Source organism: Pigmentiphaga sp. (assembly GCF_019689535.1).
In the GTDB taxonomy this organism is placed as follows: domain Bacteria; phylum Pseudomonadota; class Gammaproteobacteria; order Burkholderiales; family Burkholderiaceae_B; genus Pigmentiphaga.
In genome coordinates, this window is record NZ_JADGHH010000068.1 from 1 (window position 1) to 16,955 (window position 16,955).

The following is a 16,955-nucleotide window of genomic DNA, read 5'->3' on the forward strand; positions in this document are numbered from 1 at the left end:
CACCTGGTCCGGCAGCTTCGCCGAGTATCTGGACTTCGTGATCGACTGAGCCTGAACGGCTAGCCTCCTTCGGAGGGTGGGCCGGCCCGCAGGCCGGCCCGCCTTTCAGGACTACTTCAGCGGCTTGAACCGCACACGCTTGGGCTTGGCCCCTTCTTCACCAAGGCGGCGTTTCTTGTCCGCCTCGTATTCCTGGTAGTTGCCGTCGAAGAACACGACCTGCGAATCGCCCTCGAAAGCCAGGATGTGCGTGGCAATCCGGTCCAGGAACCAGCGGTCGTGGCTGATCACCATGACGCTGCCGGCGAACTCCAGCAGGGCATCTTCCAGCGCACGCAGGGTTTCCACGTCGAGGTCGTTGGACGGTTCGTCCAGCAGCAGCAGGTTGCCGCCGGCCAGCAGCGTCTTGGCCAGGTGCAGCCGGCCGCGCTCACCACCCGACAGGTTGCCCACCAGCTTGTTCTGGTCCGCCCCCTTGAAGTTGAAGCGCCCCAGGTAGGCGCGCGACGACATCTCGAAACGGCCCACCGTCAGCAGGTCAGCCCCGTCGGCGACCGCATCGAAGACGGTCTTGGCGTCTTCGAGCGCATCACGCGTCTGTTCCACGTAGGCCAGCTTGACGGTGGAGCCGCGGAGGATTTCGCCGCTATCGGGCTGCTCCTTGCCCGCAATCATCCGGAACAGCGTGGACTTGCCGGCGCCGTTGGGGCCAATGATGCCGACGATGGCGCCCGGCGGCACCTTGAAGCTGAGGTTGTCGATCAACAGGCGGTCGCCGTACCCCTTGCTGACGTTCTTGAACTCGATGACCTCATTGCCCAGCCGCTCGGCAACCGGGATGAAGATCTCCGAGGTCTCGTTGCGCCGCTGGTATTCGTACGAGCTGAGTTCCTCGAAACGCGCGATGCGCGCCTTGGACTTGGCCTGGCGCGCCTTGGGATTCTGGCGTACCCACTCCAGTTCCTTCTTGATGGTTTTCTGGCGGGCCGACTCGTTCGCCTCCTCCTGCTTGAGGCGGGCCTCCTTCTGCTCCAGCCAGGAACTGTAGTTGCCCTTCCAAGGAATGCCGTGGCCGCGGTCCAGCTCCAGGATCCATTCGGCGGCGTTATCCAGGAAATAGCGATCGTGGGTGACGGCCACTACCGTGCCGGGGAACTTCTGCAGGAAAACTTCCAGCCACTCCACGCTCTCCGCGTCGAGGTGGTTGGTGGGTTCGTCGAGCAGCAGCATGTCGGGCTTGGACAGCAGCAGGCGGCACAGGGCCACGCGGCGCTTCTCGCCTCCGGACAGGTGGCCGACCACCGCATCCCAGGGTGGCAGCCGCAACGCGTCGGCCGCCACCTCGAGCTGGTGTTCGATGTCATCGCTGCCGCTTCCGCTGCCCGCCGCAATGATGGCCTCGAGCTCGGCCTGCTCGGTCGCCAGCGCGTCGAAGTCGGCGTCCGGCTCGGCGTAGGCGGCATAAACCTCTTCCAGGCGTTTCTTGGCTGCGAATACGCCGCCCAGCCCGGCTTCGACCGCCTGGCGCACGGTGTGCTCGGGGTCGAGCTGGGGCTCCTGGGGCAGATAACCGATGGTGAGGTTGGGCATGGGGCGGGCTTCGCCCTCGAAATCCTTGTCGACGCCGGCCATGATCTTGAGCAGCGTCGATTTGCCGGCACCGTTCAGACCGAGCACCCCGATCTTGGCGCCCGGGAAGAACGACAGCGAGATGTCGCGCAAGATCTGCCGCTTGGGCGGCACGATCTTGCTGACACGATTCATGGTGTAGACGTATTGAGCCATGGGTGAACCACATCGAGAAAGAACGCGCCGGCCGCGATCCTGCGGCCGGCGCTTGACGAAGCCCACAGTGTAGGCCGGTTCGCCCGGAAAAACATGCGCGGGCCGCCGGCTTGCGGCCCGGCCTGCGGCTATTTCGGTTGGCTGAGGATGACGTAACCCCGGTGGTCTTCGACGCCGATGTGGTTCGTGCCTTCCGTGAACGTCACGTTCTGGTGGACCACGGGATCGTCGCCTAGGTCGACGAAGCTCGACGGATCGTAGATCCAGGAGGCCTGGCCGTTTGCGTCGACTTCCATCAAGCGGGGGGCGACCAATGCATCCGTGGGCAACTCGTCCGGACGCGCAACGGTGGGCGAATCATTCAGCATGTCCGGCAGGAAGCTATAGGCGCGCAAGACCCCTTCCTCGTCCGACCGGACGAAGAGCAGGCCGCCGGCCACGGCATCGGGATCCTCCTTGGACTGCAGCACGACCGGAACCATGTACCGATAGGGATCGTCGACGGCGTAGCGTTCGCCGTCCGGGATCATGACCACCGGCACCTTGCGGTCGGTGCCGAGCGCAAACCAGCCCTCGTCGGCATTCGCATCCCGGATGACGAGCTGGTCGGACTCGTCCCGGGTGATTTCCGAGGGAGGCTTGGTAGCGATGATGAACTGCCGCCCTTCCTGCTGCACACCCTTCGCCACGAAGCCGTACACCATCGAGTCGAAGTTCGCGACCGTGGCGCGGATGCCGGTTTCGCCCTCCTTCATCAAGGGGCCTAGCCCGGGGCGGGGCACGAGGTCCTCGTTCCTGCCTACCTTGACGTACTCGCCCACGAATGCCTGCATAGGCACCGAGAAATCCAATTCGGAATAAGCCTCTATCGTGGAGTCGTTCAGGATCGTGCGTTGCGGCATGAACATGGTCAGGCCCGACAGCTGCGGGTAGACGGCGGTATGCCGCTCATAGCGCACGGCCTCCCCCATCGCGGCTTCCAGCTTCTCGTATTGGCCGGCTGGCAGGTTCAAGCTGCTCCAGCTGAAGAAACTGAGCAAGTCGACGAGGTCCACGCCTGTCATCAGCCGCGGCGACAAGAAGGCCGTGGCGCGTGCCCGGGCCATGGTGATGTCGTACCAGGCCTGCGTTGGATCGGCCTGCAGCCGTTCCTCCAGGTACCCGCCGATCTCGTCGAGCGCCTCCATGACCGGCCCCAGGCGACGCAGGTCGGTAAGCGAGAGGGTGGACTGGCCGTTGGGCTCCTCTTTCTCCTGCTTGGCGATGTAGCCGTCGATCACGGCCTTGCCGAAGGGCTCGATGTCGATGGCCGGATCGGCGGTGAGTTCCCGCATGAAGGCGCGCCAATCCCATCCGCCGCCGGGTTCGAGCTCCTGCGAAGCCAGCATGTAGTTCGCGTGCGGCGAGAGGGCCTTGGCGATTTCCACCGAAGCCATCAGGCACGCGTCGAAGCCGATCAGGTCGAAATGCGCGCCGGTCTGGGCGCGGGCATTGGAGATGGCCTGCGTCAACATGGGCAAGGACAGCACCGAGCCGGTCGTGGAATCCGGCCCCACGCCGGCGTTGGGCCCGCCGCCGTGGTCCCAGAGGACCAGCATGTACCGCTTGGCGGGATAGGCTTTCACTCCCCACTCGATGAAATCTTGAAGGGTCGAGGCCTGCCCCATGTCCCGCGGGCCGAGGTCCTCGAGCAGCTCGATGCGCGAACCGAGCACCCGCTTGCGCTGCAACGTCCTCCATCCGTCTTTGCGCGCGCCGCCGGTGGCGAGCACCAGGTTGACCTTTTCGTTGGGCGCCACGCTCTGCATTTCTGCGAGGTTTGCCGACGCTTCGCCTCCGCCTTCTTCGAGGTCGGTGGCGATGACGTAGACCAGGACGGTCGTTTCGGCTTCCGCCTGGACCGCCCCGGAACCGCCCCCGCACGAGGCAAGCGCCAGGAGCAAGGAAAAAACGGCGAAAAGGCGCAACAGGATACCGGCGCAAGCCGGCGGGGGACGCGTAGGGCGGCGCGCCTGCGCAAGGGGCTGTCGCCCCAGCCGTCTTGGTATGCTCTGGGATCCTGATCCACCAAGTCCGACCGTCATGCTCCCTTTCGACTGGAACTTCCCCTATCCGTCGCAGAAGATGCCTGTCCTGGCCGACAACGCCGTCGCCACCAGCCAGCCGCTCGCCGCCCAGGCGGGCCTGCGCATGCTGTACGAGGGCGGCAATGCCGTGGATGCGGCGCTCGCCTGCGCCATCGCGCTGACCGTGGTCGAGCCGGTCATGAACGGCATAGGCGGCGACATGTTCGCGCTGGTCTGGCATGAGGGAAGGCTGCATGGCCTGAACTCCAGCGGGCGCTCCCCGGCCGCCTGGACCTTGGAGCATTTCCGTGGCAAGACGGCCATCCCCTCCACCGGCTGGGACGCCGTCACCGTACCCGGCCAGGTTGCCGGATGGCGGGCGCTATCCGAGCGCTTCGGCAAATTGCCCTTCGAACGGCTGTTCGAGCCGGCCCTGCACTACGCCCGCCAAGGCTTCCAGGTCACGCCGCAAATTGCCCGGCTGTGGGCGCGCCAGGCGCCTAAGCTGGCCGGCCAGCCCGGCTTCGCGGAGGCTTTCTTCCGGGGCGGCCGCGCGCCGCAGGCAGGCGAACGCTGGCGCTTTCCCGAGCAGGCCGACACGCTGCAAAGCATCGCCCAGACCAAGGGCGAGAGTTTTTATCGCGGCGCACTGGCCCAGCAGATCGTCGACTTCGCCCGCCGCACGGGAGGCGCGATCACCCTCGCGGACCTCGCCGCGCACGAGGCGCAGTGGGTAGAGCCCCTGAGCCAACGATTCCGCGATTACACCTTGCACGAGATTCCTCCCAGCGGGCAGGGCATTGCAGCGCTTGCCGCCCTTGGCATGCTGGAACACGTCGACCTCGAGGGCATGGGCCTGGACAGTCCGGCCATGTACCACGCGACGATCGAGGCGATGAAGCTCGCCTTCTCCGACTTGCACGAACACATCGCCGACCCGGCTGCCATGCGCGTCACCCCGCAGGAGCTGCTCGATCCCGCCTACCTCGCCCAGCGCGCGGCGCTGATCGATCCCGCCCGCGCGAACGCGCCTACCGCCGGCACGCCCAAGGTCGGCGGCACGGTGTACCTGGCCGCGGCAGACCAAGACGGCATGATGGTGTCGTTCATCCAGTCCAACTTCCAGGGGTTCGGCTCGGGCATCGTCGTGCCGGGCACCGGCATTTCCCTGCACAACCGAGGCATCGGGTTCAACCTGCAGCCCGGACACGTGAACTGCGTCGGCCCCTCCAAGAAGCCGATGCATACCATCATTCCCGGTTTCGTCACGCGTGACGGCCGGCCCGTCATGGCGTTCGGGGTGATGGGCGGGTCGATGCAGGCGCAGGGGCACGTGCAGATGATGGTGCGCCTGGGCGCCTACAAGCAAAACCCGCAGGCAATGAGCGACGCGCCCCGCTTCCGGGTGGACGAAGGCGTGGTCCGCGTGGAGTCGCACACCCCGGCAGCGGTGGTCGAGGGCCTGCGCAGGCTCGGGCATGTCGTGGAGGTATCCGAGCCGCAAAGCCTGGATTTCGGCACGGCGCAGCTGATTTATCGCAGCGAGGACGGCTACATCGCAGCCTCCGACTCGCGGCGGGACGGCCAAGCCGTCGGCTACTGAAGCCGCTTCCTCGCCCTGGCGCGGCCCGGCAGGCGCACGGGCCTGCCTGGGGCATTCGGAGCCGCCGAGGGCATCGCAGCCGGCGGGAAAGCCAGGGCGAGGGAGCCTCAAACCGCCGCGACGGCCCCGCCTTCGCCCTTTTCTTCCTGCCGCGACTCTTGCTTGACGAGCCGGCTGGCCGCCTTCCGCAAAGGGCCCAGCAATCCGCCGATCAACGCCAATTGCGTCAGCACCAGCCGATGGCCGTCGTCGACGTCGTCATCCGGCGACAACTCCAAGGTCTTCGCCAAGGCTTCGTCTTCGGGGTCGCTCGCCTCGAGGGGCGCGCGGTTCGCCAGGCCCGCTGCAATGCTGTCCAGCGCGCGGATCACGCCCATCGTCAAGCGAGAGATCTCGGCATCGCTCGCGTGATCCGCCAACATTTCCCGATGCGCGCCGAGGCCGGACAAATAATTCAGCAGCGTATGGGACAACGTCAGGAACCGCAGCGCGGCATCCGCCTCGCGCCGGAAATGCCCCGGCTCGGAGAGCATGTTCGAGACCGCCATCGAAAACGCGGCATCGGCGTTATGCGCATTGCGCCGCGCCAGCCGATACGCCAGGTCGTCCCGCTTGCCGACCTCGTACTGGATCATGATCTCGCGCAGATACTTGCTGCTGGCCGCCAGCGCATTGGCCGCCACCTGGTTCAGCCTGCGCCCTTGCCAGTCGGGCAACACCACCAGCACCGCAATGCCCGCGATCGCCGCGCCGATCAAGGTATCGACCAAGCGCGGCACGAATAAGTCGTAGCCGTTGCCGATCTGGTTGAAGCACAGCAATACCAGCACCGTAATGGCCGCGGTACCCACCGTGTACCGGGTCGTGCGCGTCGCAAAAAACACGACCCCTGCCAACACCGCGAACAAGGCCTGCACGAACAGGCTCGTGAACAACTTGAACAGCACCCATCCCAGCGCCAACCCGAGCACCGTGCCGAGCACGCGCTGCACCAGTCGCGTACGCGTCGCGCCATAACTGGGCGCGCAGACGAATAGCGCGGTCAGCACGATCCAGTAACCTTGCTCGGGATGGACCAGGTGCAGCATGCCGTAGCCGGCCGCCATCGCGGCGGTCAGCCTCACGGCATAGCGGAATACGGGAGCGCTCGGCGTCAATTGCACGCGCACGCGATCGACCGCCTCCCCGAAAGACTGCGGCGACCGGTCGAACAAGCTGTTGTCCTGCTGCTGTTCATCGAGATTGTCGGGATTGCTTGCACTGCCAAGACGCCTATCCAGCTCGGCCAGGTTGGCCGACAGGGCGTTCACCGAGCGCAGGAGCCTCGCCCACTCCGGCCGGTTCTGGCTGCGCAGGAAGTCGAGCGAGGCATCCAGGTCCGCTTTGGCCTGCCGCATCTCATCACCGACCTCGAACGGCTGCTGCATGCGTATGGCCCGCGCCAGCCGGCGGCACGCCTGCCCTTGCAGGCCCAGCAAGCGCTGGCAGCGGAACATGATGTCGCTGTGGAAAAACACGTCGGCCAGCTCGTTGTATGGATAATGCGAGGAGCTGGCGCGCTCATGCACGTCTTGGGCGATGAAATAAAGGCGCAGGTAACGCGTCGTCTTGCGGCCCGGGCGGCTGCGTCCAAGGCGGCTGAACAGGCTCTCCTTGGCCGCATTCAGGGCTGCCACCACCCGGCTATTGAGCTGCGCCAGCTCCAGGCGCCGCGCCTCCACGTCTATGCCCCGCACGGGCTCGAACAGCGAGGCTTTCAGCACCAGGTAATCGCCCAGCACGTTGTACAAGCCGGCCAGGCGCTGCTGCACCGGCTGGTGGGCAAATAGGGCCGACCACAACACCGATAGCACGCCATACCATGTCGCGCCAGCCATCAGCAACGCCGGCTCCCGCCAGAACCCGCCCGCACCCTGGCTTTGTTCCACGCCGATCGTGGTGTAGATCGCCAGGATCAACGTGGCGTACCCCATGGCCCGGTAGCGCTCCCCGATCGCGCCGAGCATGGTCAGCCAGAACGTAGAGAGCGCCATCCCCAGCAGGAACAGCCACGGGTAGGGAAACAAGGCTTTGACCGAAACGGCCGCGACCCCGAAAAAAACGAGCGTTACCAGTTGGGCCAGCAGCCGGCCCCGCCAGTTGTCGTCCGTTTCGGCCAGCGCCGACGCAATCACGCCCAGAAACGCGGGAATGACCAGGTCCATGCGGTCCGTGCCCCAGCACACGCCCATGACGCACGCCAGTGCGATGAAAACCCGAAGGCTATAGACGAAGGTATCGTGCGCCCACAGGCGCCGCAGGGTATGGAATAAAGAGGCGAAACGCATGGAATAGGGCGGGGAAGGAACAACCGTAACTATCGCATGCAGGAGGCGTGCCGGCGTGCCGCGCGCGCAACGAGCCCGGTGCGCTTGCCCTTCGGAGGTGGCAGGGGACTGCCCGCCACGCGTGCGATAATCGAATGGGGCCGGCCGGGCTCGGCAGGTCCGCTGCGCCGCCGTCCCCTGTACGCTCAAGTTTCCTCCCCAGGCCCATGAAACAATATCTCGACCTCGTCCAAGCCATTCTCGACACGGGCTCATGGCAATCGAACCGGACAGGCATACGCACCTTGAGCATGCCAGGGGCGGCCTTGCGCTTCGACCTGCAGCAGGGTTTTCCGGCCGTCACCACCAAGAAGCTGGCGTTCAAGTCTGCCATCGGCGAGCTCGTCGGTTTCTTGCGCGGCGCGCGCAGTGCCGCCGACTTCCGGGCCCTTGGTTGCAAGGTCTGGGACCAGAACGCCAATGAGAACGCCCAATGGCGGGCCAATCCCTACCGCGAAGGCGAGGACGACCTGGGCCCCGTGTATGGCGTGCAATGGCGCCGCTGGCCCGCATACAAGGTGCTGCCCGCCTCGCGCGCGGCGCAGGTGCAAGACGCGCTGTCGCGCGGATATGCCCGGGTGACCGAGTTCGATGAAGGCGGCGAGCGCAAGGTACTGCTGTACAAGGCCGTCGACCAACTGCGCCAATGCCTGGACACCATACACAGCAATCCCTCGGATCGCCGCATCTTGTTCCATGGCTGGAACTGGGCGCAGATCGAGGAAATGGCGCTGCCGCCTTGCCATCTGCTATACCAGTTCCTGCCCAACGCCTCGACCCGCGAAATCTCGCTGTGCCTGTACATACGGTCCAACGACGTGGGGCTGGGCACGCCGTTCAACCTTGCCGAAGGCGCCGCGCTGCTGCATCTCGTAGGCCGGCTAACCGGATACACGCCGCGCTGGTTCAGCTACTTCATCGGCGACGCCCACATCTACGAGACCCATTTGCCCATGCTGCGCGAACAATTGACGCGCAAGCCCTTCCCGCTGCCGCAGCTGGCGCTTTCGGACAGGATTCCTGACTACGCCGTGACGGGCAAATACGAACCGGAATGGCTGGAGCGCGTCGAGCCCGGGGACTTTTCCCTCGTGGGCTATGAGCATCACCCGCCCTTGACGGCGCCCATGGCGGTGTAAAAAACGGAGCTCGCGGCAGGCGCGGCTCCGTTGCGGGACCCGGGGCGAAACGCCCCGGCGTTCGATCGTCAGCCTACGTGCTTGCGCAGGAATTCGAGCGTGCGCGAAAGCGCGAGATCCGCGCTCGGCTTGTCGTACGACCCGCGCATGTCGCAGTTGAAGCCGTGGCCAGCCGGGTAAGTGTGGACGATGACGTCCGGTTGTGCCGCACGCACTTTCTCCACGTCGCTCATCGGGATGGAGTGATCCTTTTCGCCGAAGTGCGCCATGGTGGGAATGCGCGGCTTGCGATCGGCGATGCCCGCGATGCCGCCGCCGTAGTACGGAATGGACGCCGACAGGCCATCCAGGCTGCCTGCAGCGGCCCATGCAATCGTGCCTCCCCAGCAATAGCCGACGATGCCGACCTTGCCGGCCTCGCTGGCGACGGCGATGGCAGCCGCGACATCCTTGAGGGCGGTATCGATGGAGATTTTCTGCATGAACTCCTTGCCCTTGTTGATGTCGTCGGGCTCGTAGCCCAGTTCCACGTCGGCCTGGACACGGTCGAAGAACGCCGGCGCCACGGCGAGATAACCTTCCTGCGCATAGCGGTCGCAAACGCTACGGATGTGCGGATTGACGCCGAAGATCTCCTGGCATACGACCAGCCCGCCGCGCGGCTTGCCGACGGGGTCTGCACGGTAGGCGGAGATAGTGACGCCGTCGGAAGCGGTCAAGTTGATCTTGGTTCCCATGGTTCCCTTGTCTATTGATGATGTGATATTGGATGGATGACTATCCTTTGGTGCGGCCCGCCTTCGACGGACGGGGCCAAGCCTCTAGGTTGTATCAGAAAATGAGCCTCCTGGCAGCCCTACGTCCCGCCAGGAGAGACGTCGGGGCGGCCGCTCCCCCGTTCGTGCTAGATTGCGGGCTTGAATGCGACCTCCTCCGTCATGCCTCATTCGATGCCCGCACCGCTCATCCTCATCGTCGCCTACGCCGCCAACCGCGTCATCGGGCGCGACAACGCCCTGCCCTGGCGCCTGCGCGGCGATCTCGCCCACTTCAAGCGCACCACCCTCGGCCACCCCATCATCATGGGGCGCAAGACTTGGGAATCCCTGGGAAGGCCTTTGCCTGGCAGGCAGAACATCGTGCTCACCCGCGACGCGGACTACTCCGCCGAAGGCGCGACGGTCGTGCGGACCCTGGACCAGGCCATCGCTGCGGCGGGTACGGCCGAGCGGATCTATGTCATCGGCGGCGCACAGGTTTACGCCGCTGCGCTTGACCGCGCGGACCGCATCATCGCGACCGAAATCCATGCCGAAGTGCCAGGAGACGCCTATTTCCCCTCGCTTCCGGCGGGCCAGTGGCGCGAAACGGCGCGCGAGCCGCAACCGCCGGAAGACGGGCTGGCCTACGACTTCGTCACTTACGAACGCGTGGGCGTGAGCTGATCGTCCGGGTGCCAGAGGAAACTGCAACGGCCAACGTCGCTCATCCAGACCAGGCCGTCGCCCACGTGTCCCGTGCTCGCGGCCTGGCGGATCGTTTCGTATAGGGCGCCTGCGTGCTCGTCCGCCGCCACGATCTCTATCCGGACCTTGGGCGCAAAGTCCAGCAGCTCTTCCTTCAGGTTCTGCGGCTGGTGGCGGGCGGGCGCACTGCAGCCTTCCACGTGCGATACGGTCATGCCGGGAAATCCCGGCGTTTTCATCAATGCGGCCCGCACGTCATCGAGGCGGGTCGGACGTATCACGGCCTTGATTTCTTTCATTCGGATCTCCTTCATCCAACCCGGTGATGGGAGTCCCGGCAATAGCGCCGGGACACTCCCTCACGCCTCCGGCGCTTCTTCGTCGAACCACCGGTATAAGGTGGGCAACACCAGCAAGGTCAGCAGCGTGCAAGTAATGAGCCCGCCGATCACCACGACCGCGAGCGGGCGCTGGACCTCCGAGCCCGGCCCGGTCGCAAATAGGAAGGGCACGAGCCCCAGCATGGCGACGGTCGCCGTCATCATGACCGGGCGGAAACGCATCGTCGCACCCTGCACCACGGCTTCAGCCAGCGATTGGCCTTCCATCCGCAGCTTGCGTATGTAGGACACCATCACTACGCCGTTCAGCACCGCAATGCCCCACAGCGCGATGAAGCCGACCGAGGCAGGGACCGACAGGTACTCGCCCGTGACGAACAAGCCGATGATGCCGCCGATGGAGGCGAACGGCAGCACGGTGATGATCAGGGTCGCATACCGGACGGAATTGAAGAGCAGGAACAGCAGGAAGAAAATCGCCGCCACGGTGACGGGAACGATGAGCGCGAGGTGGCCCAGCGCGCGCTCCATGTTCTGGAACTGTCCGCCCCACTCCAGGTAGTAGCCGGGCGGCAAAGTAACCTTTTCCTGGACGGCTTGCTGCAGCTCGGCCACGAACCCGCCCAGGTCGCGGTCCTGGACGTTGATGGCGACCACGACCCGGCGCTTGCCGCCTTCGCGGCTGATCTGAGCGGGCCCGTCGCGCACTTCGATCTTGGCCAGGCTTTCCAGCGGCACCCGCACGCCGTGCGGCGTGGTCAGCAGGATCTGCCGGATGTCGGCCACGCTGCCGCGGAACGCCTCGGGCAAGCGCACCGCTGCGGTGAACCGCCGCTCGCCTTCGAAGATCTCGGTCGCCACCTTGCCGGCGATCGCGACCTCGATCACGTCGTGCACGTCGGAAACATTGAGCCCGTATCGGGCAATGGCCTGCCGGTCGATGTTGATCGTCAGGTATTGCTGTCCACTGACCCGTTCCACGCGTACGTCGCGCGCCCCGGGCACCGTTTCGGCCACGCGCGCGATCTGCTGCGCCTTCTGCAGCAAGCGGTCGAGGTCTTCGCCGAACACTTTGACCGCGACGTCCGACCGCACGCCCGTCACCATCTCGTCCACCCGGTCCGAGATCGGCTGGGCCATGACGACTTGCGCGCTCGGGATCACGGCCAGGCGCTTGCGTATTTCTTCCGCAATGGTGTCCTGCGTCCAGCCGTCGGGCCACTCATCGCGCGGCTTCAGGCTGACGATGGGCGTGGACTCGTTCTGGGCCTGGGGATCGGCTGGGCTCTCGCCCCGCCCGACATTGGAAACCGCCAATCTGACCCCCGGCACCTCCATGATGAGCCGCATCGCCTGTTTTTCCAGCTCGATGGACTCTTCCAGCGAGATATTGGGCACGCGGTTGATGGCCGGCACGATCGAGCCTTCCTGCATTTCAGGAATGAACGAGGTGCCCAGCAAAGGCAGCATGGCGACCGAGGCGGCGAACGCCAGCACGGCCATCGCCACGGTCTTCTTGGCATTGCGCAGGACCCAGTCCAGCATGCGCAGGTAATGGCGCTTCAGGAAAGCGATGACGCGCGTATCGTGCTCTGCGCCGCCCTTGAGCAGATACGACGAAAGCACGGGCGAAAGCGTCAGGCACAGCACCAGCGAAATCGCCAGCGCAATGGCAATGGTGTAGGCAAGCGGCGCGAACATCTTGCCCTCCATGCCCTGCAGCGTCATCAGCGGCAGGAACACGAGAATGATGACCCCGATGCCGAAGACCACCGGCGTCGCCACTTCGGCCACGGCCTTGAGCACGATCCGCGCCTTGCTTTCGCCGCTGTCCCTGGCATGGCCGAGATGGGCGAATGCGTTTTCCACGACCACGACGGAACCGTCGACGATCAGGCCGATGGCGATCGCCAGGCCGCCGAGCGACATCAGGTTGGCGGAAATGCCGAGCCGGTTCATCGCAAAGAACGTCAACAGCGGCGTCAGGACCAAGGTCGCCACGACGATCAGGGAAGAGCGCACGTCGCCCAGGAACAGGAACAGGACCAAGACGACCAGGACCACGCCTTCCAGCAGCACCTTGGCCACGGTCCACAGGGCCGCATCGACGAGCTCGCTGCGATCGTAGTAGGGCACGATCTGCAGGCCGTCCGGCAGCATCCCTTGCGTATTGATCTCATGCACCCGCTGCTTGATGCGCTCGACGACCTCTTTCGCGTTCCCCCCGCGCATCATCATGACGATTCCGCCGACCGCCTCGGTCACGCCGTTCTTGATCACCGCGCCGTAGCGCACGGCGTGACCCATGGTGACCTCGGCCACGTCGCGCATGTAGATTGGCGTGCCGTTGGACTCGGCCAGCACGATGTTGGCGATGTCTTCCAGGCTCTCGATCAGGCCCACGCCGCGGATCAGATACTGCTCGGCATAGTGCGGGAGGATGCCGCCGCCCGAATTGGCGTTGTTCCGCGCAAGCGCCTGGTACACCTGCTGCAGCGTCACGCCGTAGTGGCTCATGCGGTCCGGGTGGACGAGCACCTGGTACTGCTTCACGTAGCCGCCCTGCGAGTTGATCTCGGCGACTTGCGGGATGGAGCGCAGCAAGGGCCTGACCACCCAATCTTGCACGATGCGCCGCTCCGTCAGTTCCTTGGGAGTCAGCTCGCGGTCGCCGTCGTCCGGCCGGTCCAGCGTGTATTGATACACCTCCCCCAGCCCGGTGGAGACCGGCCCCAGCACGGGCGTGACGCCGGCCGGCATGCGCGAGCCGATCTCGATCAGGCGCTCCATCACCAGTTGCCGTGCAAAGTACACGTCGGTCGAATCCGTGAAGACCAGCGTGATGAGCGAGAGTCCCGGCTTATTCAAGGACCGCATTTCCTCCAGGCCGGGCAACCCGGTCATCGCGATCTCGATGGGCACGGTCACGAAGCGCTCGACCTCCTCGGGAGAGCGGCCGGGCGCATCGGTGGCGATTTGCACCTGGATGTTCGTGACATCGGGAAATGCGTCGACCGACAACTTGCGCACGGCGTCCAAGCCGAAAGCCAGCGCAACCGCCGCGAGCACGACCACGATCAGGCGCTGCCGCAAGGCAGCGCGTACGAGGTTCTCTAGCATCGCGGTTACTCCACTTCGACGCCGATGCGCTGGTTATTGAGATGGAATGCGCCTTCGATCACCACGCGATCGCCGGCTTTCAGGCCCGACACGACGGCGCGCCTGTCGTGGTACGTCCCGCCCAGCTGCACCTGGGTCGCACGATAGCGACCAGGCGCGATCTCGACGTAGACCAAGTCTTCGTTGTCGTAACGCACGATGGCGGAGGCCGGGATCACGAGCTGTTCGGTGGGCCGGCTCGTGATCAGCATCGTCGCCAGCATGGCAGGCTTGAGGCGGCCGTCCGCATTGTCGATGGAGGTATGGACGCGGACTGTCCGGGTGGAAGGATTGACGACCTGGCCCACATAAATCAATTGCCCTTGGATCCGGCGGTTGCCGAGCGCGGGCACCTCGATGTCGACCGTCTGGCCTTCGGCGACCAGGTCCGCCTGCTGTTCGGGAACATCGGCCACGGCCCAGACCTTGGACAGGTCCGCTACGGTGAACAGGGCGTCGGCCGGTTGCACGACCTGTCCCGGCGCGACCTTCAGCTCGACGACGGTTCCGTGCAACGTTGAGACGACCGGGGAAAAGGAACTGATCTCCCCCGTCCTGCCCATGCGCTCGATGGCCGCCCGCGACATGCCTAGGACACTGAGCTGGTCGTAAGCCGCGCGGAGCTCGGCGGCAGCCACGGCGTACTCGTTTTCGCGACGCTGCAATTCGGCCTTGCCGATCACGTCGGCGGCGAACAGCAACCGCGCGCGTTCGCGCGCATTCTCCTGCAGCTCGGACTGCGCCTTCGCTTTCAGGTAGGCCAGCTGCGCGCTGCCAAGTTCCGTGCTGTGCAAGCGGGCCAAGACATCGCCGGGCTTGACGTTCGCGCCGAGCATGGTCGTGATGTCCGTCACGCGCCCCGTCACGGAAGCGCCGATGCGCGCCATGCGCTGGCGGTCGAAATCGATGCGCCCCGCCACGCGCAGCACTTCGCTGAATGGCTCGACGCTTGCCGGTGCAACCTTGATCCGGGCCATCATGGCCTGGTCGGCGACGACGATGTTGGGATCGATGCGCTCTTGGGGGGCGCCTGCCGGCTCGGGCTTCTTGCCGCAGGCACCCAATGCCAGGCACAGCGCGAGCAATGCAACGGTAGGAGAAAAACGCTGGATCATGATGAACTACCTGCGGAAGAATTGGCGAGCAGCCGCTCTATCTCTATGGCAGCGACTTGCAGATCGAACTGGGCGGCGATGAGGTCGTTGCGGGCCGTGCGCAGCACGCGCTGGGCATCGAGGTAATCGATGATGCCCCGCTCGCCATATCGATAGGCGGCTTCGGCCACGCGCAACGCCGCCTCCGCCTGCCGCATGATGCCCGACTGCAGCGCCTCGACCTGCGATGCCGCGATCTGATACTGCTGGTAGGCCGCATCCAATTGCTGCGTCAGCTCGAACTCGCGCGCCTCGAGCAGGCTCCGCACGCGGTTGACCATTGCTGCCGCCTCGTCGATCGGGCCGCGACGGCGGTCCCACAGCGGCACGCTCAATACGACGCCGACCTGGGTATCGCGCACCTCCGGATCCCTGCTGGACGTGGCTTTCAGCGCGACGGAGGGCCAGCGCAGGGCGCGTTCGTACTCCAGCGCTGCGCGGGCGCGGTCGAGCTCGGCCCGCAATTGGATGAGTTCCGGGTTACTCGCCAGCATCACGCTGCGCAGCGTCTCAAGGGGCTCGAGCGCCGGCAGTGCGCCCAAATCCCCCTGCACGGAGAAACTGGCCGGCAGGATGCCTCCCACCTGCTGCCGCAATAACGACTTGGCCTGGTTCACGCGCAATAGCGCGCTCTGGCTGTTCTTCTGCGCGTTGAGCAATTCCGCTGCGACCCGGATGGCTTCGTACTTGGGCGAATCGCCCACGTCCACGCGCACCTGCGCGCGATCATAGAGTTGTTGCGTCAGCGCGAGGTCTTCCTGGGCCGCGGCGAATTCGGCCTCGCGGCGGAGCGTCTCGTAGAACCCGCGCTTGACCTGGGCCACCAACCGGGCCACGAACAGCTCCTGCTCCGCGGTCGCGGCGCGCAGGGCTCCGGTCGCAAGCTCGCGGCGCAACGCGCGTTGGACGGGAAGGTCGATCCGCTGGGTGATCGATAGCGTCTGCCCGATGCCGGTGCCGGCGCCAGGCTGCCGCGCCGATACGCGGCCAGTCGTGAATTCGGCTTCGGGATTGGGATAGGCTTCGGCGCTCGTAATGCCGGCCCGGGCGGCATCGACGCCCGCGGCCGCGGCATCGACGCCCTTGTTGCCCTGCAAGGCGAGAGCCAGCAGCTGGTCGAGCGTATAGGGCTGCGGCGCGGCCGCCGCGAGCTGACATACGCTGGCCAGCCACACGGATAAAACGACGAGTGTGACGGATTTCATGATCTTCAAGAATGGGAACGCGCGGCGGCCCAAGGCCACCGGCCAAGCACCCGCGGCAGCCACGGCGCCGCGGGCGGAAACGGGAGATCAAGCCGTCAGTGACGGTGGCCGGTCGTGCCGGAATACCGGCGCCGATTCAGGCTGCAGCGGGACCGCGCAGGCCCGCGCGTCGGACAGCGAAGGCGCGACCACGACCAGGCACAGGGGAAGATCGAATTCGTGGGGATCGGGCGGCGGCGCAGACGGCAATTGTTCATTAGCTGCACGCCGGCAGGAAAAGGTGTCGATGGCAACGTCGCTCCAATCGGGCTGGGAAATTTGCTCGACGACCTCGAATTCCTCGTAGAGCTCGAACTCCCATCCCGGCAGCGCCGGCATCGCGGCAACGGGCGCCGCATCCAAGAAAGAAAGTGCCACGGCCGCAGCATTCGCGCCGGCCGTCCACGGGACGTTCGCCGGCGCCTCGCCAGTGGCCCAACTCTGCGCCTGGCTGGTCGCAGCGCCGGCTTCATGACGGCATGCCGCAGCGCCCGCCCACACCCATTGGAGGGGCAAAAGCAGCAGAAAAAGAAGCAGGAGCCGATGACGCATGTGCAGCATTTTAGGCGCTGCGGGGCTTTTTGCAATTCGCGCCCATTGCGGGCCGCCGGGCCATTGACCCTTGCCTCTAG

12 protein-coding genes are annotated in these 16,955 nt (G+C 65.5%); 3 read left to right on the forward strand and 9 right to left on the reverse strand.

All coding sequences use genetic code 11. The features are described 5' to 3' along the window. Nucleotides 1–111: 111 nt before the first annotated feature. Complete coding sequence (gene ettA, locus IRZ12_RS07980; RefSeq protein WP_296466827.1) at nucleotides 112–1,785, reverse strand: energy-dependent translational throttle protein EttA; 1,674 nt, start codon at nucleotides 1,783–1,785, stop codon at nucleotides 112–114. A gap of 128 nt (nucleotides 1,786–1,913) precedes the next feature. Further along, on the reverse strand, nucleotides 1,914–3,752 hold the full coding sequence (locus IRZ12_RS07985; protein WP_296466830.1) for a clostripain-related cysteine peptidase: 1,839 nt from the start codon (nucleotides 3,750–3,752) through the stop codon (nucleotides 1,914–1,916). Nucleotides 3,753–3,867: 115 nt separating this feature from the next. Between IRZ12_RS07985 and IRZ12_RS07990 the strand changes: the two genes are divergently transcribed. Then, nucleotides 3,868–5,454 carry a gamma-glutamyltransferase family protein gene (locus IRZ12_RS07990; protein WP_296466832.1) on the forward strand — a complete coding sequence of 529 codons (1,587 nt, stop codon included), beginning with the start codon at nucleotides 3,868–3,870 and terminating at the stop codon, nucleotides 5,452–5,454. Between the two features lie 107 nt (nucleotides 5,455–5,561). On the opposite strand, the gene yccS is transcribed toward IRZ12_RS07990, so the two are convergent. Next, the gene (yccS, locus tag IRZ12_RS07995) at nucleotides 5,562–7,781 is read right to left on the reverse strand and encodes a YccS family putative transporter (RefSeq protein WP_296466835.1); all 2,220 of its coding nucleotides are present in this window, start codon (nucleotides 7,779–7,781) and stop codon (nucleotides 5,562–5,564) included. Between the two features lie 206 nt (nucleotides 7,782–7,987). Between yccS and IRZ12_RS08000 the strand changes: the two genes are divergently transcribed. Further along, complete coding sequence (locus tag IRZ12_RS08000) at nucleotides 7,988–8,959, forward strand: thymidylate synthase (protein ID WP_296466839.1); 972 nt, start codon at nucleotides 7,988–7,990, stop codon at nucleotides 8,957–8,959. 68 nt (nucleotides 8,960–9,027) lie between these two features. Here the strand turns inward: IRZ12_RS08000 and IRZ12_RS08005 are convergent, their stop codons facing one another. Next, a complete protein-coding gene (locus tag IRZ12_RS08005) occupies nucleotides 9,028–9,696 on the reverse strand; it encodes a dienelactone hydrolase family protein (protein WP_296466842.1) in 669 nt (222 codons plus the stop codon). Nucleotides 9,697–9,909: 213 nt separating this feature from the next. Between IRZ12_RS08005 and IRZ12_RS08010 the strand changes: the two genes are divergently transcribed. Further along, nucleotides 9,910–10,404: a dihydrofolate reductase gene (locus IRZ12_RS08010; protein ID WP_296466864.1), complete on the forward strand. Its 495-nt coding sequence runs from the start codon at nucleotides 9,910–9,912 to the stop codon at nucleotides 10,402–10,404. Here IRZ12_RS08010 and IRZ12_RS08015 read toward each other — a convergent pair. From IRZ12_RS08015 to IRZ12_RS08035, 5 genes are all read right to left on the reverse strand, one after another. Continuing rightward, nucleotides 10,380–10,724, reverse strand: coding sequence for a P-II family nitrogen regulator (locus IRZ12_RS08015; RefSeq protein ID WP_296466845.1), 345 nt, complete (start codon nucleotides 10,722–10,724; stop codon nucleotides 10,380–10,382). The genes IRZ12_RS08010 and IRZ12_RS08015 overlap by 25 nt on opposite strands. A gap of 60 nt (nucleotides 10,725–10,784) precedes the next feature. After that, nucleotides 10,785–13,886 (reverse strand): CusA/CzcA family heavy metal efflux RND transporter, encoded by a 3,102-nt coding sequence (locus IRZ12_RS08020; protein ID WP_296466848.1) that lies wholly within the window; start codon nucleotides 13,884–13,886, stop codon nucleotides 10,785–10,787. Nucleotides 13,887–13,891: 5 nt separating this feature from the next. Further along, entirely contained in the window at nucleotides 13,892–15,040 is a 1,149-nt protein-coding gene (locus tag IRZ12_RS08025) for an efflux RND transporter periplasmic adaptor subunit (protein ID WP_296466852.1), read from the reverse strand. Continuing rightward, nucleotides 15,037–16,284, reverse strand: coding sequence for a TolC family protein (locus tag IRZ12_RS08030; protein ID WP_296466857.1), 1,248 nt, complete (start codon nucleotides 16,282–16,284; stop codon nucleotides 15,037–15,039). The genes IRZ12_RS08025 and IRZ12_RS08030 overlap by 4 nt, the downstream gene beginning before the upstream one ends. An 87-nt stretch (nucleotides 16,285–16,371) precedes the next feature. Beyond that, entirely contained in the window at nucleotides 16,372–16,701 is a 330-nt protein-coding gene (locus IRZ12_RS08035) for a hypothetical protein (protein ID WP_296466861.1), read from the reverse strand. Between the last annotated feature and the right edge of the window lie 254 nt (nucleotides 16,702–16,955).

Coding starts and splice junctions, on each gene's coding strand:
- ettA (WP_296466827.1), bottom strand. CDS start 1,785: ATGGCTCAATACGTCTACACCATGAATCGTGTCAGCAAGATCGTGCCG.
- IRZ12_RS07990 (WP_296466832.1), top strand. CDS start 3,868: ATGCTCCCTTTCGACTGGAACTTCCCCTATCCGTCGCAGAAGATGCCT.
- yccS (WP_296466835.1), bottom strand. CDS start 7,781: ATGCGTTTCGCCTCTTTATTCCATACCCTGCGGCGCCTGTGGGCGCAC.
- IRZ12_RS08000 (WP_296466839.1), top strand. CDS start 7,988: ATGAAACAATATCTCGACCTCGTCCAAGCCATTCTCGACACGGGCTCA.
- IRZ12_RS08005 (WP_296466842.1), bottom strand. CDS start 9,696: ATGGGAACCAAGATCAACTTGACCGCTTCCGACGGCGTCACTATCTCC.
- IRZ12_RS08010 (WP_296466864.1), top strand. CDS start 9,910: ATGCCCGCACCGCTCATCCTCATCGTCGCCTACGCCGCCAACCGCGTC.
- IRZ12_RS08015 (WP_296466845.1), bottom strand. CDS start 10,724: ATGAAAGAAATCAAGGCCGTGATACGTCCGACCCGCCTCGATGACGTG.
- IRZ12_RS08020 (WP_296466848.1), bottom strand. CDS start 13,886: ATGCTAGAGAACCTCGTACGCGCTGCCTTGCGGCAGCGCCTGATCGTG.
- IRZ12_RS08025 (WP_296466852.1), bottom strand. CDS start 15,040: ATGATCCAGCGTTTTTCTCCTACCGTTGCATTGCTCGCGCTGTGCCTG.
- IRZ12_RS08030 (WP_296466857.1), bottom strand. CDS start 16,284: ATGAAATCCGTCACACTCGTCGTTTTATCCGTGTGGCTGGCCAGCGTA.